Annotated in this window: 19 protein-coding genes; 7 read left to right on the top strand and 12 right to left on the bottom strand. The window is 45.1% G+C overall.

Translation table 11 applies throughout. From position 1 onward, the window contains the following. Positions 1 to 110 precede the first annotated feature (110 nt). Positions 111 to 1,214 (top strand): PilT/PilU family type 4a pilus ATPase, encoded by a 1,104-nt coding sequence (locus tag C3Y98_RS07075; protein WP_135277591.1) that lies wholly within the window; start codon positions 111 to 113, stop codon positions 1,212 to 1,214. Between the two features lie 170 nt (positions 1,215 to 1,384). Here C3Y98_RS07075 and C3Y98_RS07080 read toward each other — a convergent pair whose 3' ends face one another. Beyond that, entirely contained in the window at positions 1,385 to 3,925 is a 2,541-nt protein-coding gene (locus C3Y98_RS07080; RefSeq protein WP_135277593.1) for a chemotaxis protein CheW, read from the bottom strand. Between the two features lie 349 nt (positions 3,926 to 4,274). On the opposite strand from C3Y98_RS07080, the gene C3Y98_RS07085 reads away from it, so the two are divergent. After that, complete coding sequence (locus tag C3Y98_RS07085) at positions 4,275 to 6,401, top strand: bifunctional diguanylate cyclase/phosphodiesterase (protein WP_245234336.1); 2,127 nt, start codon at positions 4,275 to 4,277, stop codon at positions 6,399 to 6,401. An 89-nt stretch (positions 6,402 to 6,490) separates the two neighbouring features. On the opposite strand, the gene C3Y98_RS07090 is transcribed toward C3Y98_RS07085, so the two are convergent. After that, entirely contained in the window at positions 6,491 to 7,381 is an 891-nt protein-coding gene (locus C3Y98_RS07090; protein ID WP_135277595.1) for a DMT family transporter, read from the bottom strand. A gap of 14 nt (positions 7,382 to 7,395) precedes the next feature. Between C3Y98_RS07090 and dapC the strand changes: the two genes are divergently transcribed. Then, complete coding sequence (dapC, locus tag C3Y98_RS07095) at positions 7,396 to 8,598, top strand: succinyldiaminopimelate transaminase (protein ID WP_135277597.1); 1,203 nt, start codon at positions 7,396 to 7,398, stop codon at positions 8,596 to 8,598. An 81-nt stretch (positions 8,599 to 8,679) separates the two neighbouring features. On the opposite strand, the gene C3Y98_RS07100 is transcribed toward dapC, so the two are convergent. Genes C3Y98_RS07100 through miaA form a run of 3 tightly spaced genes read right to left on the bottom strand, consistent with a single transcriptional unit; the run spans position 8,680 to position 11,171 of the window. Then, complete coding sequence (locus tag C3Y98_RS07100; RefSeq protein ID WP_135277599.1) at positions 8,680 to 9,609, bottom strand: DUF2157 domain-containing protein; 930 nt, start codon at positions 9,607 to 9,609, stop codon at positions 8,680 to 8,682. 9 nt (positions 9,610 to 9,618) lie between these two features. Then, complete coding sequence (locus C3Y98_RS07105; RefSeq protein ID WP_135277601.1) at positions 9,619 to 10,206, bottom strand: hypothetical protein; 588 nt, start codon at positions 10,204 to 10,206, stop codon at positions 9,619 to 9,621. Next, positions 10,203 to 11,171: a tRNA (adenosine(37)-N6)-dimethylallyltransferase MiaA gene (miaA, locus tag C3Y98_RS07110; RefSeq protein WP_135277603.1), complete on the bottom strand. Its 969-nt coding sequence runs from the start codon at positions 11,169 to 11,171 to the stop codon at positions 10,203 to 10,205. The genes C3Y98_RS07105 and miaA overlap by 4 nt, the downstream gene beginning before the upstream one ends. A gap of 208 nt (positions 11,172 to 11,379) precedes the next feature. Here miaA and C3Y98_RS07115 point away from each other — a divergent pair, with 208 nt between their 5' ends. Together C3Y98_RS07115 and C3Y98_RS07120 are read left to right on the top strand one after the other, a co-directional pair. Next, complete coding sequence (locus tag C3Y98_RS07115) at positions 11,380 to 11,754, top strand: DUF6394 family protein (RefSeq protein WP_135277605.1); 375 nt, start codon at positions 11,380 to 11,382, stop codon at positions 11,752 to 11,754. Between the two features lie 26 nt (positions 11,755 to 11,780). Then, positions 11,781 to 13,481, top strand: coding sequence for a potassium channel family protein (locus C3Y98_RS07120; protein ID WP_135277607.1), 1,701 nt, complete (start codon positions 11,781 to 11,783; stop codon positions 13,479 to 13,481). 48 nt (positions 13,482 to 13,529) lie between these two features. Here the strand turns inward: C3Y98_RS07120 and mutL are convergent, their stop codons facing one another. After that, on the bottom strand, positions 13,530 to 15,362 hold the full coding sequence (gene mutL / locus C3Y98_RS07125) for a DNA mismatch repair endonuclease MutL (protein ID WP_135277609.1): 1,833 nt from the start codon (positions 15,360 to 15,362) through the stop codon (positions 13,530 to 13,532). A 441-nt stretch (positions 15,363 to 15,803) separates the two neighbouring features. Continuing rightward, the gene (locus tag C3Y98_RS07130; protein ID WP_135277611.1) at positions 15,804 to 16,511 is read right to left on the bottom strand and encodes a type IV pili methyl-accepting chemotaxis transducer N-terminal domain-containing protein; all 708 of its coding nucleotides are present in this window, start codon (positions 16,509 to 16,511) and stop codon (positions 15,804 to 15,806) included. A gap of 221 nt (positions 16,512 to 16,732) precedes the next feature. Between C3Y98_RS07130 and C3Y98_RS07135 the strand changes: the two genes are divergently transcribed. After that, entirely contained in the window at positions 16,733 to 18,268 is a 1,536-nt protein-coding gene (locus C3Y98_RS07135; RefSeq protein ID WP_135277613.1) for a helicase-related protein, read from the top strand. Positions 18,269 to 18,278: 10 nt separating this feature from the next. Here the strand turns inward: C3Y98_RS07135 and C3Y98_RS07140 are convergent, their stop codons facing one another. Genes C3Y98_RS07140 through tsaE form a run of 3 tightly spaced genes read right to left on the bottom strand, consistent with a single transcriptional unit; the run spans position 18,279 to position 21,600 of the window. Beyond that, positions 18,279 to 19,640 carry an MBL fold metallo-hydrolase RNA specificity domain-containing protein gene (locus tag C3Y98_RS07140; RefSeq protein ID WP_135277615.1) on the bottom strand — a complete coding sequence of 454 codons (1,362 nt, stop codon included), beginning with the start codon at positions 19,638 to 19,640 and terminating at the stop codon, positions 18,279 to 18,281. A gap of 48 nt (positions 19,641 to 19,688) precedes the next feature. Continuing rightward, a complete protein-coding gene (locus C3Y98_RS07145; protein WP_135277617.1) occupies positions 19,689 to 21,107 on the bottom strand; it encodes an N-acetylmuramoyl-L-alanine amidase in 1,419 nt (472 codons plus the stop codon). A gap of 4 nt (positions 21,108 to 21,111) precedes the next feature. Then, on the bottom strand, positions 21,112 to 21,600 hold the full coding sequence (tsaE, locus tag C3Y98_RS07150) for a tRNA (adenosine(37)-N6)-threonylcarbamoyltransferase complex ATPase subunit type 1 TsaE (protein ID WP_135277619.1): 489 nt from the start codon (positions 21,598 to 21,600) through the stop codon (positions 21,112 to 21,114). Between tsaE and queG the strand changes: the two genes are divergently transcribed. Next, complete coding sequence (queG, locus tag C3Y98_RS07155; RefSeq protein WP_135277621.1) at positions 21,599 to 22,675, top strand: tRNA epoxyqueuosine(34) reductase QueG; 1,077 nt, start codon at positions 21,599 to 21,601, stop codon at positions 22,673 to 22,675. The genes tsaE and queG overlap by 2 nt on opposite strands. Before the next feature lie 56 nt (positions 22,676 to 22,731). On the opposite strand, the gene C3Y98_RS07160 is transcribed toward queG, so the two are convergent. Both C3Y98_RS07160 and malQ read right to left on the bottom strand, forming a co-directional pair. Then, a complete protein-coding gene (locus C3Y98_RS07160) occupies positions 22,732 to 23,733 on the bottom strand; it encodes an ROK family protein (protein ID WP_135277623.1) in 1,002 nt (333 codons plus the stop codon). Positions 23,734 to 23,738: 5 nt separating this feature from the next. Further along, a complete protein-coding gene (malQ, locus tag C3Y98_RS07165) occupies positions 23,739 to 25,241 on the bottom strand; it encodes a 4-alpha-glucanotransferase (protein ID WP_135277625.1) in 1,503 nt (500 codons plus the stop codon). Between the last annotated feature and the right edge of the window lie 43 nt (positions 25,242 to 25,284).

Here is a 25,284-nt window from a genome sequence, read left to right on the forward strand (position 1 = left end):
AAGCAGCACAACAAGCTAATGAGTTCGATTAAAATTATGCTAAAGTCATTCATGTGCAACTGCGCTAAATGATAAAAACAATACATTAAAAAAACGTTCAGGATACAACCATGGCAGCAATCGACATCACCCCCGTATTGAAATTTATGCTGGACAAAGGTGGTTCAGATTTATTTTTTAGCTCAGGTGCCAGTATTCATATAGAGGTTGAAGGGGAAACTACCCCTATCAACGCTCAAGTCATGCAGCCTGGTATGATTAAAGAAATTGCTTACTCACTCATGAGCGCAGATCAAATCAAAGAGTTTGAATCAACGTTAGAATGCAACTTTGCCCTAGGCAAAAAAGATATTGGTCGCTTCCGCGTTAATGTGTTCAGACAGCGCGGTGAAGTTGGGATGGTGATTCGGCATATCAAAACTGATATCCCATCATTAGAGAGCTTAGGCCTACCACCGGTACTCAAGGATTTAATCTCGCGCAAACGCGGGCTGATTTTAGTGGTAGGTGCCACTGGCTCAGGTAAATCAACCACACTGGCATCCATGATTGATTACCGCAACGAAACTAGTAATGGCCATATTCTGACGCTAGAAGATCCTATCGAGTTTATTCACCCGCATAAAAAATCAGTCGTGGACCAACGTGAAATCGGTATCGATACACTGTCATTCGAGAACGGTCTTAAAAATGCAATGCGTCAGGCACCTGATGTGATTCTGATTGGTGAAGTACGCGACATGGACGGTATGAAAAACGCGCTAGCTTATGCAGAAACCGGACATTTATGTTTAGCGACATTACACGCCAACAATGCTAACCAAGCGCTAGAACGTATTATCTCCTTCTTCCCAGAAGATGGCAGGAATGGTTTGTTACTGGGCATTTCCATGAATCTGGTCAGCATCATATCGCAGCGTTTAATCCCAGGTAAGCAAAGTAAGCGTGTTGCCGCTACGGAGGTGATGATTAACACACCTTACATGAGCGAGCTAATCCAAAAACAAAAAATGGGGGAAATTAAAGAGATCATGTCCGAGAATACCGATATTGGCATGCATACCTTTGACCAATCTCTATTCAAACTATACTCAAACGACAAAATAGACGAAGAAAACGCCTTGTCTTATGCTGACTCGCGTAATGACTTATCGTTAAAAATACGTTTTGCCGCAGAGGGTACTCGCAATGGCGGTGGTGGACTAGGTATTTAAGATATGGGAATCTCTAATATAGAGACATCTTTTATCGTTCGTTAAACAGACTTCAAGCCACAGAACACAGTGGTTTCTGGTTAGCCTAGCACCATCATAGGTGCTTAAGTATGACGTAACCCCTGCCCTACATCGGATAGGGATTACGCCGTGTAATAAACTCGCTGATTCTATTGTTGCTTCACTGGATCAAACGGATTCGTCAACATTCTTAATAAGAAGTCCACATCCACGCATTGAATGAACAGATTCCCCTCATTGGCTTTGATAATCCATTTAATTAGGTTCCCTCTTTTGTCATTTGCTAACGGTGTTGTGCTAATTTGGTCTTCACTAAACTGTGCAACAGAATGCAGAGCACCAACGAGTAAGCCAACCTTATGCTCGCCGCACATAATGACAATCACCTGACTATTACTATCCACCACTGAAGGCACACCGCTTAACAGGTAGCTAAGATCGTACACCCAAACGTAATGTGACCCTTTAGTCTCATGCTGGACGGAAACCACCCCTACTCGCTCGGAACGGCTGCCGATAGATACCGAAGAAATCTCTGATGCCGGCAATGCCTCTAAAACAATCTCAGCTTGCAGCGCAAATAGTGTTTCATCCACAAAGAAGGTCGCAAACTCAGGATCAGATGACTGAATAGCAGAGCTATGAATAATCGAAGCAGAATCATTGCCAGAGCTAAAATGGTTGCGTACTTCACCAAATGCATCATACACCACAGCAATCACGTCCTCTTTATAGCCATCTGAAACTTTAAACTCACGATAACCGTTAGATACACTGCACCCAAGAATACAATAATGCCCATCACGGATTACGATACGGGAGGCACTTTTACCATTAGGCATACTCAGTAAGTCTGGGTCAATATCTAAGGTAGAACCCACTGGGCGACTAGGGTCAGTGCTGGAAATAATTTTAGCTTGCCTATCTATGTAAAAAGCCTTAATCGACTCACTTCCTGCAATCCCCCCCAGCAACATGGCATTAAATTCAGGCGTGGCATCAAACACAATACCAATCCCGCCCACCACATCCGTACCATCCGGCGCCATAATGGCAGCATGGTAGATATAGGTTGGGCTATCACTGTAAAGTGAGCTCGCCTCAAAAGGAGAAACATAATATTGTTGTTCATTATATAAAGACAGCACACCATCTAAGGTAGCATCGTCCACAGTGGTGCCGATGATAGAGCCTTTTTCATCGATGGGGTTGGTGCTGGCGATAATAACGCCTTGTTTATCGTAAACAAAAATACGTGTGTAGACGGTATAGAGCTGATTAATATAGTTCAATATCTCTGTAATACGCGACACACTGGCAGCATCGATACGCCCTGAAGCCAGTGCAACTCTCAGCTCCGGTGTCACCGCCCACCAGCGGCAATCATCAGAACGTTCATATAAGTTACGGTCTAATAAATCCACCAGCAAATGTGATAAAAATTCAGAATCCTGCAATCTTGAAGCAAGCACAGTCTCGTACAGATCATTGATAGATTGTGCAAATAGCTCATTACTGCGCGTTCCGGTCTCACTAATCTGGTCTAAGATGGTTTTTAGTTTAAACAACTCTCCGCTTTGGCCAACGGTCATGACCTGACCATTCCACACCACTCTGCGTATAGTAGAAGCAGCGGTCATCACTTCATAAAGTGGTGGGCAGAAAGACTGTGCATGTGATAGCAAACCTCTGGCAACTTTGGCGTCCAGCGATTTTAATGCGCTAGTCTCTTTACCGGTAAATGCAATATCCACCGGTGTCATCACCTGCCCCTGCCATCCTTTTGGCCCCATATAACCTTGGTAGCCGTTAGCTTTAAACGTAGCAACCAAGTACTCACGCCCGCCATAGATCATTAAGCTTGATTTAGCATCATGATTCACCGGCACCACCGCGCCCACTGGCACCCAGCGTGCATCGCTGGTTTCTATCACATGCTGATTTTGGTCTAGCAACAACATCACCGAACGCATGCTAGGGTCTCGATGAGAGTGAAAAATCCCGGCCATTTCCTCTACAAAATTAAAGCACAAACATAAAATGCCAATTACCGCACCAGTTTCAGGGTGCAGCATGCGCTTAGAGTAAATCAGCGCTTTATCTTTATTGGGACGTAAATCAGTATGACGATAAGTTTCTACATAATCTTCTGAGTGCAATGTTTCATGAATCAGCGGGTCCAAACTGCCCTCAATTGGTGTTTCCTGGTTAATCTGCACCAAAACGTTGCCAGAAACATCGAGCAAAATAATTTCGTCATACACGGTATATTTGCTTCGGTAGGCGCGCAAACGTAAACGTATATCATCCACGCTACCGCCCAGCCCTGCCACAAAACCACATAACTCGCGATCTGTGGCTAAAAACCCAACATCTGCTGTACGTTCATAAAGGTTACGCACCAAGATATCAATCACATATTTAGCCTTAGTGCCAATCTCGTTAAACACGGTGGCTACCTTCTCCTGCACTAGGCTTAGTACCAGTTCTTTCTCCAGACGGTTAAACCCGGCACGAGTCGCAGCCATCGTTGGCAGTATGCTCTTTGCCTCGACTGGGCAGTTCATTTTTGCTGAAGACTCAATAATTCTCCACATTAAATTTAACTCATGTAACGACTGCTCACAACGCACCACGTCGCGCATAAATGGCAGGTAATTATCGATTTGAAACGAAGAAATCTGATTCATTATTTACTCACATCATTATGATATTTATTTTATGCACCGTTGCATGTTTACTAATGAAGCAAAATACAAGCCAACCGGCAATACCCATCCATCCGGGTTGAATACGTATAGAAACACTAGCTACTGACTGCATTGGCTATTAAACTCAATATGGTGCAAAACGTGATATCGCGCACTTTATAGGTGCATCAAATTGGTGCATTAAATTAAGCGTTAGTCAGCATTATCAAGACCATCCTGTCAAAAAGCGGCGTTTGCATGACTACGCATTTAGTCCAACATCTAATAGAAGATGGCACAGTTAATGCTTATTCAGGCAAAGCACTAATTTTGCTACGACAAATACTCAATGAAACTAGCTACTTCACCACATCAATCTGGGGCACCCATGGTCGCATTTAAGAATGATAAGCATATGCATGATGCACTGATGCATAACCTTGAAGGGATGCTGTATTGCTGCTTGTATGACAAAGACTGGACCATGGTGTTTGTAAGTAATGGCTGCAAAGAACTGACTGGCTACGCTCCTGACGATTTGCTTCATAACAAATACATTTCTTATGAAGTGATGACGTTTGAAGAAGATAGAGAGATGGTGCGTGAAACCATCAAGAACGCGCTCACAGAAGGTAACCGCTACGAAGTTGAATACCGCATTAACCATGCAGATGGGCGTTTGATCTGGGTATTGGAACGTGGCAACCCAATTTATAACGATGCAGGCATCGTCATCGCCCTAGAGGGCTATATCCAGAACATTGCAAAACGCAAAGATATTGAACAATCACTGCTGGCTGCAGAACTTAAATACCGTTCCATCTTTGAAAATACACTGGAAGGCATTTTCCAAACCACCGCAGATGGGCATTATTTAATTGTTAATCAATCGCTTGCACGCATGTATGGTTATAGTTCACCACCAGAACTTATCCACGCATTCAACAATATACAAGAACAGCTCTATGTAAAACCGGGGCGCCGTGAAGAATTTGTACAACTACTAAAAGAAAACGACAGCGTAGAAAAATTTGAGTCATTAGTTTACCGAAAAGATAAAAGTACGATCTGGATCTCTGAAAATGCGCGCGTCGTCAATGATGAGTCCGGAAACATTCTCTATTATGAAGGCACGGTTGAAGACATCACCGCCCGCAAGAGTTACGAAGAAAAACTTGAATATCAGGCTATGCATGATAGCCTAACCGGTTTACCAAACCGTAACATGCTCAACGACAGACTACAGTTGTGCATAAATTTTGCTAATCGCTATAAAAACAAAATGGCGGTGGCATTTTTAGATTTAGACCAGTTCAAACTGATTAACGACAGTATGGGGCATGAGGTTGGCGACCAACTGCTCGTCATCATGGCCAAAAGACTGACCAGTGCGGTACGTGAGATTGATACCGTAGTCAGGCTAGGTGGCGATGAGTTTGTTATCCTGCTCACCAACATTGATGACAGCAATGATATTTTCCTGAGCATGAATCGGGTACTTGAAGCGGTTGCCGTTCCATTGACCATTAACAATCTGGATTACTTAGTCACTTGCAGCATTGGCGTCAGCATCTATCCAGATGATGGCTTGGATGCCAATGTATTACTGCGCAATGCCGATACGGCAATGTATAAAGCAAAAAAAGCTGGTAGGAATAACTTCCAGATTTACACACACGCACTGAATGCGGCACTCACCGAACGCGTCACGTTAGAATACAACCTGCGCCAAGCCATTGAACTTGAAGAGTTCATATTGCATTACCAGCCTAAAGTGGATTTCACAACCGGCAAAGTATGTGGTGCCGAAGCCTTGATTCGATGGCAACCCGAAGGGCAAGACCTGATATCCCCCCTAAAATTTATTACCATTGCAGAAGAGACTGGCTTAATTGAAACTATAGGTGAATGGGTAATCGCTACAGCTTGCTACAAAGCCAAAGCTCTGCAGCAGAAAACTGGCCAATATGTTCCTATCGCAGTCAATGTATCACCCAGACAATTCAGGCAATCTAACTTAGCCAACACCATCAAAAAAATCTTAGCAGTTACCCAGTTAGACCCTAGCTATCTAGAGCTCGAAATTACCGAAAACACACTGATCGATGACTCATCAAAGTTTATAGAAACATTACACTCGCTCAAGAAAATTGGTGTAAAACTGGCGATTGATGACTTTGGTACGGGTTACTCAAGTTTGGCCTATTTAAAAGACTTTCCGATTGATCGATTAAAAATCGATAAAGTTTTTGTCAGTAGCATAGAGGAAGACCCTAAAAACAAAGCAATCTTAAAAGCGATTGTCGTATTGGGTAAAAGCTTGGGCATAGCAGTGATTGCTGAAGGTGTAGAAACACAGTATCAATATGATTACCTGAAGTCTATAGATTGCGACCAATTGCAGGGTTACTATTACAGCAAGCCACTGCCCGAACAACAATTTGAGCAGCTTTTACTAAATCAGATTGAAAGCTAAACATCCTAAGCCAACCACTGCCCTGCCATTTTTCATCACACCACCCCACCCACGATACACCGCAAAGCAGCCATCACCAGTTTAGCTGGTTAGGTAGCATCCTGATGCTGAATCGCCGCAAATATTGCCGCAATCACAATCAGGCTTCCGCCCAGCCACTCATTTAGCGCCATGGTTTCATGTGCTAAGTAATAAGAAGCGATAGCAGCCACCACCAGTTCAAATAAAAACAACACCGATGCCCGTGTTGCCTCAATTTTGGCCACCCCATACTGTACAAAAAAAGTTGCCGCGATTAACAGCAAGGCAATTAATGACAACACGGCCCACTCGGTTAAGGTAAATACCGTCGGGCTTGGAATGCTAGTTTGCATAATCGGCACAAATAACAGCGCAACCGTCATGACGCCAATCCAAATCGCATAAGACTTAGCCACCAAAGTTAAATGGCTAGACTTTCTCGTAATCACATTAGTTAATGAAAAGCCAATGCCAGAAGATAGCGCCAACCACTCTGGCATATTTCTCGGTAACGGCAAGCCACCGAATTTAACGTCATACAGCATAATAAAGGCGCCAACCATGGAAGCCACTATTGCAATATAACCAGTGAGGCGAGTTTTTTCTTTTAACCAAAAATGGGCAAGAATTAAGGTCCAAATTGGTGACAAGTAAAACAACAGCATCACCCGCATCACCTCGCCATCAATAATCGCCAGTACGTAGCTCAGATTTGTCCAGCCGGCAACCACGCCTAGCCACACAATGCTTAATGGCAGCTTGGTAGCACCCCGCCAATGCTTACCTAATAAAACGCTGGCAAAGATAATGGCAAGCGCGTAGGTATAAAAGCTGGAGGCTACTCCAGACACACCGGCCTCGGACATTAAGCGATATGGATACCAAATAATGCCCCAGCAAAATGCGCCAAAAAGTAGGCCAAATACTGCAAAAAAGTTTTTATTATTGGCGTTGCTCACTATAATGTTACCTTATGAATCCAAATCTAAATTTATTACAGCCCTATCCGTTTCAACGTCTGCGCGATCTATTTAAAGGTATTACGCCAAATGCAGCTTTTAAGCCAATCAACCTATCTATTGGCGAGCCCAAACATGAAACGCCATCATTAATTAAAGACGCCTTAGTCAATCACTTAAGTGGTTTAGCTAATTATCCCACGACTATAGGCTCTATTGAGCTAAGAAGCACGATTTCCGATTGGATTTCACGTCGCTATCAAGTGCCGGCACTTAATCCTGAAAAAGCGATTTTGCCAGTAACCGGCAGCCGCGAAGCATTGTTTGCCTTTGCTCAGGTAATTATTGATCAAACTAAACCTGATCCTATCGTGATTTCGCCCAATCCGTTTTATCAGATTTACGAAGGCGCTGCATTTTTAGCTGGTGCAACTCCCTACTTTTTAAATACGTTGCCACATCAAGATCCAAACTATAACCATGTGATGGATTTTTCAAGTGTACCTGCTGATGTATTGGCACGCACACAATTGGTCTACATTTGCAGCCCGGGCAACCCTTCCGGCAAGGTCATGAGCCTAGAGCAATGGCGCACTATTTTTAGCTTATCAGACCAATACGGCTTTGTGATTGCCGCAGACGAATGCTACTCAGAAATCTACTTTGATGAGGCATCGCCGCCACTAGGTGCATTAAAAGCTGCGCATCTACTGGGTAGAGACTATAAAAATCTGGTTGTGTTCAGTTCACTTTCCAAGCGCTCTAACGTACCCGGCATGCGCTCAGGTTTTGTTGCTGGCGATGAGAAAATTATTGAATCATTTACGCTCTACCGCACATACCACGGTTGTGCGATGAACCCAGCCGTACAGGCGGCCTCTATTGCCGCATGGAATGATGAAGCACATGTCATTGAAAACCGCAGGCTCTACGCGGCAAAATTTAAAGATGTCACACCACTGCTAAGTAATGTATTGGAGGTAGCCGTACCAGATGCTGCATTTTATCTATGGGCAAAAATTAAAGACGCCAACATCTCTGATACAGAGTTTGCAGTAAAGCTATACCGAGACCTCAATATTACAGTGCTTCCAGGTAGCCTATTAGCACGTGAGGCGCACGGCGTGAATCCGGGGGAAAACTTTATCCGTATAGCGTTAGTTGCCTCTTACGAAGAGTGTATCGAAGCCGCGCAACGAATCAACGCCCATTTCTAAGTGGCACCAGCATGGTTAATCTGCACTAAACAACCTAGCCATACAGATTAACCATGCGGCTATTCGCTTCACACTTGCAAGCTATTTAATGTATTGATTATTTAAGCGTACAGCAAGTGCACTCAAGCCTATCAGGGCAATACCAATAATCACCAAAGCAATCGGCCAACCCACAGTGTTGGCAAAATGTTCAGCCGTGTAGTAACCAATGTAAATTAGCATCGCCAGCGTACCTACCAGTAATAGCGTTCTACTGCGCACGTAAGTACTTAGAAAGATGATAAAAGCGGTAGCGCCAAGATACACAGGCTCTAATAAGCTGTTCTCTACCGATTCAAATACTGACCACAATAGCAACACCGCACCAACAAAATACCAGAATGGGGCAATCGCCATGTGTTTGGACTGCTGCATAGCATAGGCGATGCACAGTAATGAACTGCCAATAACGATGCCGATGAGCTTTTCATCAACATCCCAGATATCGAATAAATTGGCAAAAAAGATGCAGCCAAACAGCAGCGCACTGAACGCTAATACTGTGCGCTGCTTTGCCCAAAACGTGGCTCCCTGTTGCACCAGCATATAAGCGGCCATAAACAACAAACCATGACGCACATCACCGCCTGACGAGTACTCCTGCAGCATCACCATAATACCGGTGGGCTGCAATACAGACGCCATTAAAAACAACGGCGTTGCAACACGCTCGTACTTTTGGTCGCTCAGGCACACCAACCCCATCACAAAGGCCACCAGGCCAGAGCCTAGTGTAATAATCACACGTGATGCAGAACCGAAATCATCCCAATACATTGAAATGAAAACACCAATCCCTGCAAATACAAAGATTCCGCCTACATAGCCAAACAGCTTGGAAAGCACACTAGCGGGCGCAACATTAGGCTGTGCTGAGGCTGCAGCAAGCGCCTGTGCAATTTCTGCCAACGTGATCTGATTATGTTGCGCTAATGCAACAATATCCTGTAAAGCATCATCTTTGAGCGACATAACGACTCCTTATTTTTTGATGACCCATCCGATAAATTGCACTTGGTTATAGTAGTAATGTTGCTGAGTATGTGGAATCTTGTAACCAATATTGCCTTTCTTTAACCGAAAGCCACTATCCCTATTACCACCACCAAACAGTCCACCCATTAAACCACCCCCGCCATAACTAGGGCCATCTAAGGTATAACCATCTGGTGAAACAATTGCCGTATCAATCAGCATATTTTCAGTTTCATGCAACACAGCAACGCCATCTGTTGCTGAAGCAAGCACCTGCGACATATCGACGGCAATCTCACGTACCGTATCCGTCTTGGCATCGTAAGCCATCAGCCGTTTTAAATCATAATTGACATCTTTACTGTCATGTTTCTTTACTTTAACTGTCAACTTCTGATTTTTAACTGCAAAATCCAGCCTGTAGTCCGTTGTATTTTGATAGTCATACGACCTGGTAGTAAATAACACTTCATATTGCGGCGGCGTACTCATCAGCTTGGGTACCACCGTCGAGGCAAAGAAAATGAGAATCAGCAATAATGGAAAGGTAAGACCGACAACTAAAACCAAGTTTTCTTTAATAAAGTTTTTCATGATAATCCTTTAATCATTGGTTCTTTAATAAACGCGGCGACAGTATTGAACACGTTTTCCTGCATATGCGGATCCAGACAATCCACTTGCTGCAGACCTTGCATACTGCGCAGCCAAGTCAGCTGACGCTTTGCCAGCTGCCTAGTCGCAAAAATTCCTCTGTCGTGTAGCTCAGCCTCATCATACTCTCCTGCCAAATACTCTAAAGCCTGACGATAGCCCACGCAGCGCATGGAGGTACTATCTGACGTTAACGCAGGATACTGACTGACCAATGCTTTGACTTCATTCACAAAACCATCAGCCAACATTTGCTCAAACCTTATTGCGATTCGCGCATGTAGCACCTTACGGTCACTTGGCACTAAGGCAATTTTAAGCAAACGGTACGGTAAAGCATCACCACTATTTGCTTGGTGTAAGGCAGTCATCGATTGGCCTGTAATGCGGTAAACCTCTAACGCACGCTCTATCCTTTGTACATCATTGGGCTGCAAGCGTGCGGCACTTTCAGCATCCACCAACGCCAGCTTGGCATGCATGGCTGGCCACCCCAGCTCTGACGCTTCTTGTTCAATTTGCTGCCTGATTGCAGGGTCGGCCTCCGGCAACTGACTTAAGCCCTCTTCTAGCGCCTTGAAATAAAGCATGGTACCGCCTACTAACAATGGAATCTTGCCTCGCGCTGTAATATCAGCCATTAACTTAAGCGTGTCGCTTCTAAAATGCGCCGCAGAATAAACTTCAGTAGGCGGAATAATATCAATCAAGGCGTGCGGTGCTTGCGCTAGCACCTCAGCGCTGGGTTTGGCCGTACCAATATCCATGTCCTGGTAAACCAAGGCAGAGTCCACACTAATCAGTTCAATTGGTAGTTTTTTATACAAACTCACGGCCAAGTCGGTTTTACCGCTTGCGGTTGGTCCCATAACAAAAATAGCGGGTGGTAGTGTGGTTAGATTCATTCAATACATTCTTAAACTTAAGGCGCTATCCTAAGGCTGGATACTTGCCGATGAAAATCATAACGACCCTTTCGGGGCCTTACTTCTTACAATCAATAACAAATGAAAGCTGTATAATATTGCTTAGCGTTAGTTTGCTGTAAACATACGATTTTCGCTACAGATTAAGCCATATATTCGCACTTCATTTTGTTGATTAGGATTATCCATGAATTTAGAAAAAGTTGTTTTTGGTTTTTTCATCGTCTTGGCAATGACACTGAATTTTGGATTCTTTATTGGCGACATTGATAACGCCAGCCACCATCATGTTTATGAGCTGTACGCAGCGATTATCGTAAGCTTGATTGCAACTGTGCTGAAATTTGGTGATCGCACCCATGTAGGCGCAATTTTGTTGTCCACCAGTTTAGCCGCTGATTTACAGCTGATTGCAGCGGCCATTTTATGGGCAGCGCTCAATGGCTCTTATGACGAAGCCAGCTTAACGGTGTACATCGTTTCACTATCTGGCGGCGCACTCATGGCTAACATCATCTCAGTTGTACTGCTAATTTCTGAAACCATCAGCCAAAAACGCTAGGCACTTGCCACGCCAAGTTGATCAGCATGGATAGCATACTGTTTCTGATACTTCGTCGATTAAGGCGCCCGCTGATACTGATTATCGTTAGCTTTGCGATCGCCATTTTAGGCTTAACCCTGATGCCAGGGCAGGACGACCAAGGCCACCCTTGGAAAATGAGTATTTTTGACGCGCTATACGTCATCAGCTATACGGCAACTACCATAGGCTTTGGGGAAATACCTTACGCTTACAGCAAAGCACAGCGCTTATGGTTAACCTTCTCAATTTATCTGACAGTAATTCCTTGGTTTTACGCTGTCGGTAAAATTATCACCTTGCTGCAAGATACTGGATTACGCCAAGCGGTGACCACAGAGCGCTTTGCCAATAAGGTACGCCAGCTGCAAGAACCATTTTACATACTTTGCAGTTATGGGCAGTCATCCAACCTGCTCGCTAAAGCATTGGATGAAAAAGGCATGCGCGTAGTTGTGATTGAACCGCAGCAAGAACGGCTCAATGAACTGGAGCTGATAGATACCAGAAACATCATCCCTTATCTATGTGCAGATGCGATATTGCCAGAAAACCTGGAAAGAGCAGGCGTACTCCATCCGCTATGCAGTGGCGTAATTGCCCTAACAGATGACGACAATGTTAACCTAGCAGTGGCGGTTGCTGTCAAACTCATGAACCCAGACCTGCTGGTGATTGCGCGTGCGGAGCGCGATGACATTGCTGCCAACATGGCGTCTTTCGGCACCGACCACATCATCAACCCCTACACACTGTTTGGTGACCAATTGGCGATGCGCGTGCATGCACTAGGCACCTATCTGCTGCATGAATGGCTGACAGGCGTGCCTGGAGACACACTACCACCACCAGAAAACCCGCCAAAAGGCAGATGGGTAGTCTGTGGTTACGGCCGCTTTGGGAAATCTGTCGTAGAAAACCTGGAGCGTGAGCAGATTACCACGACAATTATTGAAGCCATGCCAGAAATGACAGGCTGCGATTACTGCATTGTAGGGAGTGGGACCGAGGCAAAAACCCTGCTCGAAGCCGATATCACCAATGCCGTCGGTATCGTTGCAGGCACAGATAATGACACGAACAACCTATCCATTGTAATGACGGCCTTTGAGCTCAATCCCAAATTATTTGTGGTGATTCGTAAAAACAGACGCCACAATGGGCGGCTATTTAAGCAGTTTAACGCAGACATTACCATGCAGCCGACCGAGATTATTGCGCATGAATGTTTGGCACATATGATCTCCCCCTTGCTGGCACAGTTTTTAAGTTTAGCGCGCGGCCAAACTAACGATTGGGCAAACAAACTAATTAGCCAATTAGTGATGACCATGGGCGAAACCGTACCAGAAACCTGGGCAATCAGAATTGATACAAAAAATACACCTGCAGTCATTGAACTCATGGAAGCTGGGTTAAATGTCAACGTGCAGCATCTGATGCAAGACCCGGCTAATAGGGAGAAGCAACTGGAGCTAGTCCCTATTCTGCTATTACGCAACAATACGCCTAGCTTGGTGCCCGACCCTAACACCCGCTTAAAAGCTGGGGATAGAATCCTATTCTGCGGCAGCCCGGCAACTAAATCCACGCTGCCTTCTATACTCAACAACACTAAAACACTAACTTACATTATTGATGGTATAGAAGTACCAAACAGTTTAGTTTGGCGTTGGCTAGAAAAGAAATTTAAAAGAAAAAGCTAATCACATTGAGTGGTGAATCAACATTCAAGCAGGCATCATAACGAACAGTTATTTACCGCGCATAAACATCTTGTCTAAATCCGTCATGCTGACTTGAAACCAAGTCGGGCGGCCATGATTGCACTGCCCTGAGCGTTCGGTTGCTTCCATATCACGCAGCAAAGCATTCATCTCAGGGATAGTCAGGCTACGATTTGCACGTACAGCAGCGTGACAGGCCATCGTGCCTAGCAACTCGTTCCTGCGCTCTGTCAGTACTCGACTCGCGCCATATTCTCGCAAATCACGCAATACATCCCGCGCCAAAGTCACGGCATCCGCATCTTGCAGCATTGTTGGCACAGCACGCACCGCCAGTGTGGTGGGTGACAGAATTGCGATATCAAACCCCAGTTGCTGTAGCGTTGCCTGATTACCAGCCAAGGCTTCCTGCACTATTGCCACTTCTAGCTTATCTGCATTAAAACTGACTGGCAGTAGCAAAGGCTGCATCTGTACGGTTTTGCTATCAAGAGCATTTTTTAACTTCTCATACATAATGCGCTCATGTGCCGCATGCATATCTACAACCACCAAACCCTCTTTATTTTGTGCGAGCACGTAGACACCATGCACTTGTCCCACGGCAAAACCAAGCGGGTATTCATTGATGGCTTCCATGCTGACAGCTTGAGTCGGCAATAAATCTGCTGCCAATGGCGTAGCATTCGCACTCGGATTCACATTACTGCCAAACAAGGACTGATAAAAACTCGGCGGTTCATGCGCACTCAAGTTGATCTGAGATTGCTGCGTTGGGTACAGCATACCGCCGTTAGCAGAGGGCACATTTGAGACTTGCGGACTAAAAGGATTATATTGCGCCTGATTTGCAGTGACCGCATTGGAAACACCGGTAGGAATCGCCAATGCTTTGTGGAGCGAATGAAAGATAAAGCGGTGGATAGCCTGACTATCTCTGAACCTGACTTCCGTTTTAGCAGGATGCACATTCACATCAACCAAGCTTGGATCCAGCTCTAAAAACAGCACAAAAGCAGGATGCCTATCATGGTGCAACACGTCTTGATACGCTTGCCTGATGGCATGCGCAATCACTTTATCTCGCACAAAACGACCATTTACATAGACGTATTGCGTGTCCCGGCTATTGCGATTAAAGGTAGGCTTCGCTGCCATCCCCCATAAACGCAAGCCGGCAGCAGACTCATCAACAGCGATAGACTCAGCAACAAACTCACTCCCTAACACCTCAGAAAATCTGCGCTCAGGCTGACCAACAGCAAAACGACTTAACGCGCGCCCATTGTGCTGCAACATCAAGCTAACATCAGGGCGTGACAACGCAATACGCGTAAACATCTCCTCACAATGCCCAAACTCAGTTGCCTCTGTTTTTAAAAACTTACGGCGCGCAGGCGTATTGAAATACAAGTCAGACACTTCAATCACCGTACCTGCATCCAATGCAGCTGGCTCTACAGCTGAGATATCACTGCCTTCAGAACCGATACGCCATGCATGTTTACTGCCAACTTGGCGACTTAATAGCTGCGTGCGGGAAATAGACGCAATACTAGCCAACGCTTCACCCCGAAAGCCCAAGCTCGCTACCGACTCTAAATCTTCCAGGCTTGCGATTTTGCTAGTAGCATGGCGCGTCAGTGCTAACATCAAATCCTCTTTTGCAACACCCGCACCATTATCGGTGACGCGCATTTGCTTAATACCGCCTTGCAGCAACGATACTTGAATATCAGTACTGCCTGCATCCAAGCTATTTTCCAATAACTCTTTCAGGGCCGATGCCGGACGCTCCACCACTTCGCCAGCGGCGATTTGGCTAATAAGCTGATCGGGAAGTAAACGTATAGTTGCCATAGACTTTTAGTGATTTTTAATACTGGTATTTTACCTTGCTTTGCACGTAGCGAATTAACTATGATGATTTAACTATTAGGCTGGGTGAATAATGCGCAAACTGCGAATAAAACCCAACCAAACTATGAACAAATGTGGCCAGACTTAAGAGTCTTAATAAAGGGGATGTTGAGAGGTAAATTTCAGCTAGCAACCAAGCTACTCGCTAGCTCACAACGCAAGACTTACAAATACTTGCAACGCACCAACAAGTACAGGATTAACGCACTAAAATAGTGCCATCGCACTTATCTTAAAACTATTGAATTACCGGTAGTGAGTCGCTTAATCAATTTTCAATATTGTCATCAACTGAGAAAAGAGTGCGCAGTCAGCTACGCACTTTTCATAATGAGGGTGTAACAGATAAAGACCAAGGGAGATGATCAATATCTGCTAGTATCAAACCGAAACGTTGCCTACTGCTACACGCACCAACTCATCGATTTTTGCAGTAATATTTGTCAGCTCACCCGCCACCACGGCAAACTCGCGCCCAACCTCACCGGCACGTGCCGCTACAATTTGCGCATTAACCGACACAATGCGTGCCTGCTTGGCAATATTCTGAATACTGCTCATCAATTCATGATGCTGCTTGCGTTGCACCTTAGCATGCTCCTTAGACTCATCTTCATAAACCACAGTAATCCGATTCAGTAGCGCAACGATAGGCGTAGCCTGCTTGCCAAGCTCGTTAAGCAAATCAGGCGCAGTGCGGAAACCTGACTCACAAGCACTGATTGCCTTCTCAACTAAATCAGTAAACTCTGTGATTTTTCTATCGGCCTCAACCTCACCAAAATAAACTAATCGTAGCTCTTCAAAAAAAACACCAGGCAGCTCACTATTGCCTTGCACCAGTGCCGCATGACTTACTTTAAACAAAGCGAGGGCTTCACGTGCGGTTTCCAATGCAGTTTCGTGACCCATCGTTGAAAGCACGGCATTGAGTACAATACGCTGCGACAGCATGCGTTGGCGGCCAGCCAGATTGATTAATGCGCCAAACGTTTCTGCGCTAACCTCTAAGCTGTTGGTCTTAAAATGGTGACCTTGTGCCACCGAGTGATGTTTCACGGCTTGATGAGGCTTTAAATCTGCTAACAAGATATTCTCCCTTTTTCATATTATTCACAATGAACGTCATCAACATAGATACGCAGTATCTAAAACCATTCACATTTAAGTTTCATATAAGCAATTTCTATTCCAATCAATCACAGATAGATTAATCAGCCTTGGTGCAATAACAAAATGGCTTCGCAACCATCCATCATTAGCATTTGTATATTGGTGTTTTTTCGGTTTTGATATAAATTCTCATCAGCATGACACTTACCAATCAAGACTCAACGCCTGACAGCTATACAGACAGCTTTCATCTCGCACGCAAGCTTAATCGGCACCATCACCTCTACCTAGGCCCGACGAACTCCGGTAAAACTTATCAAGCGCTATTGGCATTGGAACAAGCAAAATCAGGTGTATATCTTGCTCCACTCAGGTTGCTTGCCATGGAAATAAGAGACCGCTTGGTGGCATCAGGTGTGCCATGCAACCTGATAACCGGGGAGGAGCGCGTGATCATGGAAAATGCGCAGCACACCGCTTCCACCATTGAAATGATGAATGTGCACAAAGAGGTGGAAGTCGCGGTGATTGATGAAATTCAAATGCTGCAAGACCCGGATCGAGGATCAGCCTGGACAGCCGCGCTGATAGGCGCCCCTGCCTCAATCGTTTACATCTGCGGCTCAAACGCTGTCACAGCCTCTTGTGTTGCAACGATTGAAGCATTAAATGAAACCTATGACATTACCCAATTAGCACGTAAAACACCGCTAGTTCTAGAACAAGAGAGCCTGTGTGGCCAACATTACAGCCGCCAAAAGCTAAAACAAAAATTACAAAAAGGCGATGCAATCATTGCATTTAGCCGCAAAGACGTACTTACTTTTGCCGCTAGATTCCGTCAATGGGGCTTTAGCGTAGCCAGTATTTATGGTGCACTCTCACCCGAAGTACGCAGAACAGAATCTGAACGCTTTAACTCAGGGCAGGCAGATATTTTAGTGGCGACCGATGCAATTGGCATGGGGCTTAACTTACCGATACGCCGCATCATTTTTGCAAATATTCATAAATTTGATGGCGTGGCATCTAGGTTACTTAACATGACAGAGGTGAGGCAGATTGCAGGTCGTGCCGGCAGGTTTGGTATTTATGCAACCGGCTATGTCAGCGTGCTGGAAAATGATGAGCTGATTCATATTGAACATATGCTCTCAACGGACGACACTGCGGATTTAAACAAGCTACCAGTCAATATCAATCTACAGCAAGTAAGCAAAATTGCGCACGAAATGCATACCAATAAGATTGCCGAAGTACTCAACTATCATCAGGAAAGAATACGCTTTACGCATTCACTATTTGAGCAGGCGCCCTTAGCAACGCAAATCACACAAGCCCTTATTGTGGATGAATACGCACCTAAAATGTCGCTAAAAGATAAATACATCTTCGTATGTGCGCCGATTTCACTCAATGTCGCATTTGAAAAAGACTATTACTTACTGTGTCTAAAAAGCGTTGCTGAATCAAAAATTAGGCACTTACCAATAGCCCCAAGCTGGATAGATGCGCAAAACCCCAAACATTTAGAAGATGCAGAACTGCTCAGCCATAACCTAAGCCTCTACGCATGGCTAAGCTTTAAGTTCCCACAGTATTTTGTAGATGGTCAGCATGTAAGCGCGCTACGCTCACAAGTCAGCCGCTACATAGAGCGCGCCTTGCTTACACAAGCGGGCTACGGCGACACCAGCAGAGAGTTGGATTACCTGAATACCAGAAGAAGGTAGTAAGCTCCTTTTACGCCAGCACTACCGTTTGCAGATAGTCAGGCACGACTACCTGCCAGTGCAATTTTTCCTCTATATGGCGCCGCATGGCATCAGCCGCAACGGGCTCTCCGTGCACGATAAAGGTTTTTTTGGGTGCAGATTCAAAACCAGCTAACCAATCAAGAATTTCAGAATAATCAGCATGTGCTGAAAGATTGGAGATCAGCTCAACATTTGCACGCACCGGTATATATTCACCGTGAATTTTAATACTCTCAGCGCCATCTAACATCGCAGCGCCACGCGTGCCTGCGGCCTGAAACCCGACAAACAAAATAGTGTTTTTAGGATTAGTGGCAAAGGCTTTTAAATGATGCACCACTCTTCCGCCAGAGGCCATGCCGCTAGCAGATAAAATAATCATGGGGCCTTTGGCATCGTTCAGCGCTTTAGACTGCTCTATGCTATTCACCACATGTGCCGCACTAAATAGCGCACGACATTGGTCAGCATTTAAACGATGCTCACCATGATAGAGATTAAAAATTTCAGTGGCATCTACCGCCATCGGGCTATTTAAATAAACAGGGGTATCTGCTGCAATTGCACCAGATGCTTTTAATAAATGAATGTAATACAGTAGCTCTTGCGCCCTGCCAACCGCAAACACCGGAATAACAACAACGCCCTTGCGCTTCACCGTTTTATTAATAATGGCAGCCAATTTAACTTTGGGGTCGTCATTCTGGTGTAAACGGTTACCGTAAGTAGATTCAATTAACAAATAATCCGTTTGCTTAACTCGCACTGGTGGACGCATCAAAATATCATTGGCACGCCCAATATCGCCAGAAAACAGCACTGAGGTCTTTTTGTTATGAATCCGTACAAATGCTGACCCTAAAATATGGCCATTGGGGGAGAGTCTAAGGGTTAAACCATCGCCTAAATCTACATCTTGCTCAAAACGAATTGGCGCAAGCAAGCTCAATGCATTTTCCGCGTCTTCTTTGGTATATAGGGGTAATGCAGGATGGTGCTTGGAGAACCCTCGGCGATTTGCATATTCAGCCTCCTCTTCTTGCAGGTGCGCTGAGTCTGGCAGCATAATCTTACATAAATCTGCCGTTCCCTCGCTGCAATAGACCTTACCTGAAAATCCGTTTTTCACTAACACAGGTAAATAGCCGCTGTGGTCAATATGCGCATGCGTCAAAATCACGGTATCAATCTTAGCTGGGTTGACTGGCAGTTTCGCCCAGTTTCTCAAGCGCAACTGCTTAAGCCCTTGAAACAAGCCACAGTCTATCAATATTTGCCGCTCACCGCTTTTCAACAAATACTTAGAACCAGTCACGGTTCCTGTTGCACCTAAAAATGTGAGTTCCATAGAAGCTCCCTTTTAAATGAACACTGGGTACTACATTAGTTAGCAAGCCTAATCTAATGCAAGTTTCGTTTTAGCAAGTGCTGGATTAGTAGAAAAATACTTTCTTACCCCAGCCAGAATCGACGCTACCAGCTTGTCTTGGTAAGCTTCATCGTTAAGCCTACGCTCTTCATCAGGGTTGCTGATAAATGCGGTTTCTACAAGGATAGAGGGAATATCAGGTGATTTGAGTACAGCAAAACCAGCTTGCTCCACATGGTTTTTATGTAATTTATTAATCTCACCAATATTACCCAATACGGCTTTACCCAATTTCAGACTATCATTAATCGTGGCTGTTTGGGATAAATCCAACAAAGTTTTTGCAAGTAGCGGGTCTTTTACATTCAAACTTACGCCGCCTATCAAATCTGACTCATTTTCTTTCTTTGCCAAATAGCGTGCACTGGCGCTAGTTGCGCCTTTTTCAGACAACGCAAATACCGATGAACCACGCGCCGCTGGGTTAGTGAATGCGTCTGCATGAATTGAAATAAAGAGATCCGCTTGAAGCTTGCGTGCTTTAATTACGCGCATATGCAGTGGAATAAAGTAATCTCCATCACGCGTTAAAACACCGCGCATATTGGGGTCTTCATCTATTTTTGCCTTAAGTTTTTTGGCAATCGCCAAAGTAATCTCTTTTTCATGACTTCCCGTTGCACCCATCGCTCCAGGGTCTTCACCACCGTGACCGGCATCAATCGCAATCGTGATTTGACGCAAACCTTTAGTCGTTGGCTTATTCTCAATAACCTCTTTAACCGGCGGCATAGCAACAGGTGGCGGGTTAACTTGCGGCACAGTTTCAACCACATTACCTGCATTGGTAACAGGTTTAGCGCCTTGCTCCACCTTCACCTCAGGGACAGTGTTATTAGTTGCAGTCGCTGGTGGCACCTCTATGAGCGGTGCCGTTGTCACGGCTTGTGCAGTATTTTTACTCGCCGTACTATCGGTAGCAGGTTCTGTTCCATCACGCTGATCCAACATCGCCATTAAAGGGTCTTTTGTCGGGTAAATATCTAACACCAAGCGGTGTTTGTAATCACCCGCTGGCGCTAAAGTAAATATCGCAGGCTTCACCTCAGACTTTAAATCTACCACTAAACGCACTACCTTGGGCTTAAAGTTAGCGACACGAATCTTAGCGATGTAGGGGTCGCTTTCTGAAACTTTCTCGCCCAGTGCCTTAATCACGGTATTTAAATCAATATCTTCTACATCCACCACTACACGCTCAGGGTCTTTTAACACTGTCATTTTATACAGGATGGGTTTTTCGGCCTCGATGGTAATTCGCGTGTAAACATCGGCAGGCCAAATACGCACTGCGGTAACGGTATTGGCCTCTGCCGCGGTAGTTGCAAATACGCAAATCAGGCACAGGGTTAAAGAGAGTAATGTAGAGAAATAATATTTAATCATAAATTTAGTTACATAATTCTTTAATATTTTTTACACAAACTTCAGCTGGCAGTGAATGCCCTACCAGACGCACATTGCGCCCATCCGGCTTAATCTCGAAATAAATATCAATGTCTGGCGTCGGCAATATATGCTCGGCCTTCTCTGGCCACTCAATCAAGCAAACACTTGCCGCATTAAAGTAATCCCTAAAGCCCGCGGACTCCCACTCTTCCTCATCATTAAACCGATATAAATCAAAATGATACAAATTCAATAGACCTTGCGCTGCCTCAATACTCTCATAAGGTTCAACTAAGGTATAGGTCGGGCTCTTCACCTTACCTGTAAAACCTAGGCCATGCAACAAACCTCTTACCAAGGTTGTTTTACCAGCGCCTAAATCTCCATGCAGGTAAATAGTGAGGTTAGGGACAATAGCTTTACTTAAGGCCGCACCAAAAGCAAGCGTTGCCGCCTCATCTGCCAATTCAAGTGTAAAATTATTATCCATGAGCAATTCTACTAAAAACTTTAGCGACCTGAGCCTTGCAATTAAAAATTGGGGACTGGCACTGGGCTTCAGTCAAATCGGCATTACAGACACCAATCTGCAAACTGCCGAATCTGAACATCAAGCTTGGATTGAAAAAGGTTTTCATGGTGATATGGATTATATGGCAAAACACGGTACTAAACGTACGCGCCCCCATGAATTAGTCCCGAATACGCAACGCATTATTTCAGCACGCTTAGATTACCTGCCGCCTCAAGCTGAAAATAGCGACTCCATTTTGCAAGACAACAGTAAGGCATTTATATCGCGCTACGCACTAGGCCGTGATTACCACAAAGTCATGCGCAACAAACTGCAAAAGCTCTGCGAAAAGATTCAAAGTGAATTACAACACTACCAAGTAGACCAATTTGAATACCGGGCATTTACCGACAGCGCGCCGGTACTTGAGGTTGCATTGGCAGAAAAAGCGGGCCTAGGCTGGCGCGGAAAACATACATTATTGATTAACAAGAGTCATGGCTCTTGGTTCTTTCTAGGTGAAATCTACACCAACCTGCCATTAGTGGTTGATACGCCTGCCACCAATCACTGCGGCAGTTGCAGCAAATGTATGGAGATATGCCCTACACAGGCAATTACCGCACCGTATGAAGTTGACGCAAGACGCTGTATTTCATACCTCACCATTGAGCTTAAGACCAGTATTCCTGTGGAATTCCGCCCTTTAATTGGCAACCGCGTTTACGGTTGTGATGACTGCCAACTATATTGCCCATGGAATAAATTTGCAGAAATCACCAAAGAAACAGATTTTGCAGTTAAACATGGTCTGGATGATGTCAGCCTCATCGACTGCTTTAATTGGACTGAAGATGAGTTCAAATCAAAAATGGCGGGCAGTGCCATCTACAGAATCGGCTACGTGCGATGGCTAAGAAATATTGCAGTAGGTCTTGGCAACGCAGCAACCACGCCTGAGATTATCAATACGCTCAAACAACATTTACATCACGAAAATGAAATCGTTCAAGAACACGTGCGTTGGGCGCTGAGCCGACATTTACCGTAAGTTTTATAAGGCTAAATGAATAAACATTGCCGAAAACAAGTCTTGCAGAATAGTCGCTAAGCCAATCGCTGTTGCATATGCGGATCACCGCGCATAACAGAATCAGCATAAGTTAGACGTGATGCTAGCATTGCTGCGCCAACAATACCAGCCCGATCTCCCATTGTGGAAACCCTTACATTGACCGCGCCGCGTAAAGCCGGAATCAAATCCTGATCTAACTGCTGCTGAAAAGATGGGGCCAGCAAAGCCCATGCACCACTCATGCCGCCGCCGATGATTACCTCACTAACATCAACCACCTTCAGTATATGTGCTAATGCCTGCGCCAATGACTTTCCAGCCAATGTATAAGCAGCAGTAGCTAGCTCATTGCCCGATTCTGCAAGGCGCGCAATGTCAGCTGCGCTACGTTGCTGTTGGGTCGCATCAAAGTAGCTGATAGCAACGCCACTGGCTGAAGCATACTGCTCCATACAGCCTGAGTTCCCGCAACCGCAGCGCCTGCCATTTTCTTGCACAATGATGTGCCCTACTTCCATCGCAACACCATGCTGCCCCTGAAAAGGCTGGCCATTTAAAATCAAGCCGCCACCCACGCCGGTACCTAGCCCAATGTAAATTAAATTGCTAATACGTTCAGGATGCATCACATACTCGCCATAGGCAGCAGCTAGTGCATCGTTCTCCGTAATGACAGGCAAACCGATGAGCGCACTCAGGTCTGCACTTAAATCAACATTGCATAAGCCAGGAAAATTGGGGGACTGTAAAATCTGTTGTGTATCCGGCGCAATAAAGCCGGGAAAACCAATCCCCACGGCAGACACCTCTGGATACTTGGTAGCAACGGTATGAATCGCTTTTGCAATGGTGGAAAGTATTTGCTGCCATGCAAGTTCAGGCGCTTGCTGATGCAACTGACATAAACTGGAAAAATCTGCCTGAAACCGCATTTCTTCTAACAAGCGCGGCTTGACTAAGCCGGCAGCATCAATCTCTACCACCCCTAAACGTAGATTAGTGCCGCCAACATCAATGCCAATTAGCATAGGCATTACTGTTACCGTCCAGTGCGCGCAATAGCGACTCGAATTGAGTTCTTTTGCTGCGGTGTTAACTGCTGCCAGCTGAAGCGCCAATGCCAGTTACCGCTGATAGTCCCGGGCGTATTCATACGGTGGTGTCCATTCAATTGCAAGATGTCTTGCATAGGCACAATCGCCAATAGCGCCTTTGTCTCCAACGCCATATCGATCAGATCATTAGGCATATTCGGCGCATAGTCCTCACTATGCGTTGCGGCGATATATCCATGCAGATTTCCGCGCTGATAATCATCCAAATTGCTATACCAGCTTAAAGTCGTATCGTTATCGTGCGTGCCAGTATATACCACGCTATTTTCTGAAATGTTTTCAGGTAAATAAGGGTTATCACTTGCGCCACTAAATGCAAACTGCAAAATCTTCATGCCCGGCAAATGGTATTTCTTGCGCAAGGCATCTACTTCTATCGTAATGATGCCTAAATCTTCCGCAACCAGATTGATTTCTGGCAGAGCCTGCTTAATCGCAGCTAACAACGCGTCGCCTGGCGCTAAGACCCATTCGCCGTTAATTGCGGTGTCTTCTGTTGCCGGAATTTCCCATGCCGCCTCTAACCCTCTGAAGTGGTCGATACGTACAATATCGAACAATTCACTTTGCGTTGCCATGCGCGAAATCCACCAAGCAAACCCATCGCGCTGCATAGCATCCCAGTTGTAATGTGGGTTGCCCCAACGCTGGCCGGTTTCAGAAAAATAGTCAGGCGGCACACCTGCCACTACGCTCACGGTTTTATCAGCATTAAGTTTGAATAAATCAGAATGCGCCCAAACGTCCGCGCTGTCATAAGCAACAAAGATTGGAATATCGCCAAATAAAGCGATCTTTTTTTCGGCCGCATAAGCTTTCAACGCAATCCATTGGCTAAAAAACACAAACTGTGTAAATTTCACCACTGCAATTTCATGTGCAAGCTCTACTTGCACCTGCTTCAATGTTTTCTTATCCCGATTTTTATATGGCTCAGGCCAATGGTTCCAGCCAGCCTGATTGAAGTGATGTCGCAAAGCAAGAAACAGGGAAAAATCATCTAACCAGCTTGCCTGCTTTTTACAAAAACGGGTGAACGCTTGATGCAGTTTTTTATATTCAGGCAGATTTTGAGACTGTTGGCTGAAGTTAAGATAAGCCTGATTGAGTAAATCTAATTTACTGGTAATTAAACCAGCGCAATCTTCCTTTGTTAGTAGCCCCTGCGCCTGCAGCGACTCTAAACTAATGAAATCCGGGTTACCTGCGTGCGCAGACAAGCACTGATAGGGCGAGTTATCTGCATGCGGCATATTAATAGGCAAAGTCTGCCAAACTTTAGCCCCAATTTCATTTAGAAAATCAACAAACCGATAAGACTCAACGCCTAAATCTCCCGTATAAAAAGCACTCGGTAACGAACTGATATGTAATAACACACCGGCTTGACGCTGATTTAAAAGTGATGCTTGAGTCTGTAACGTCATAAATACCTACTTAAGATTAAGGGCATTGAAACTTAAAGCTGTA

Source organism: Methylotenera oryzisoli (genome assembly GCF_004661485.1).
Taxonomy (GTDB): Bacteria; Pseudomonadota; Gammaproteobacteria; order Burkholderiales; family Methylophilaceae; genus Methylotenera; species Methylotenera oryzisoli.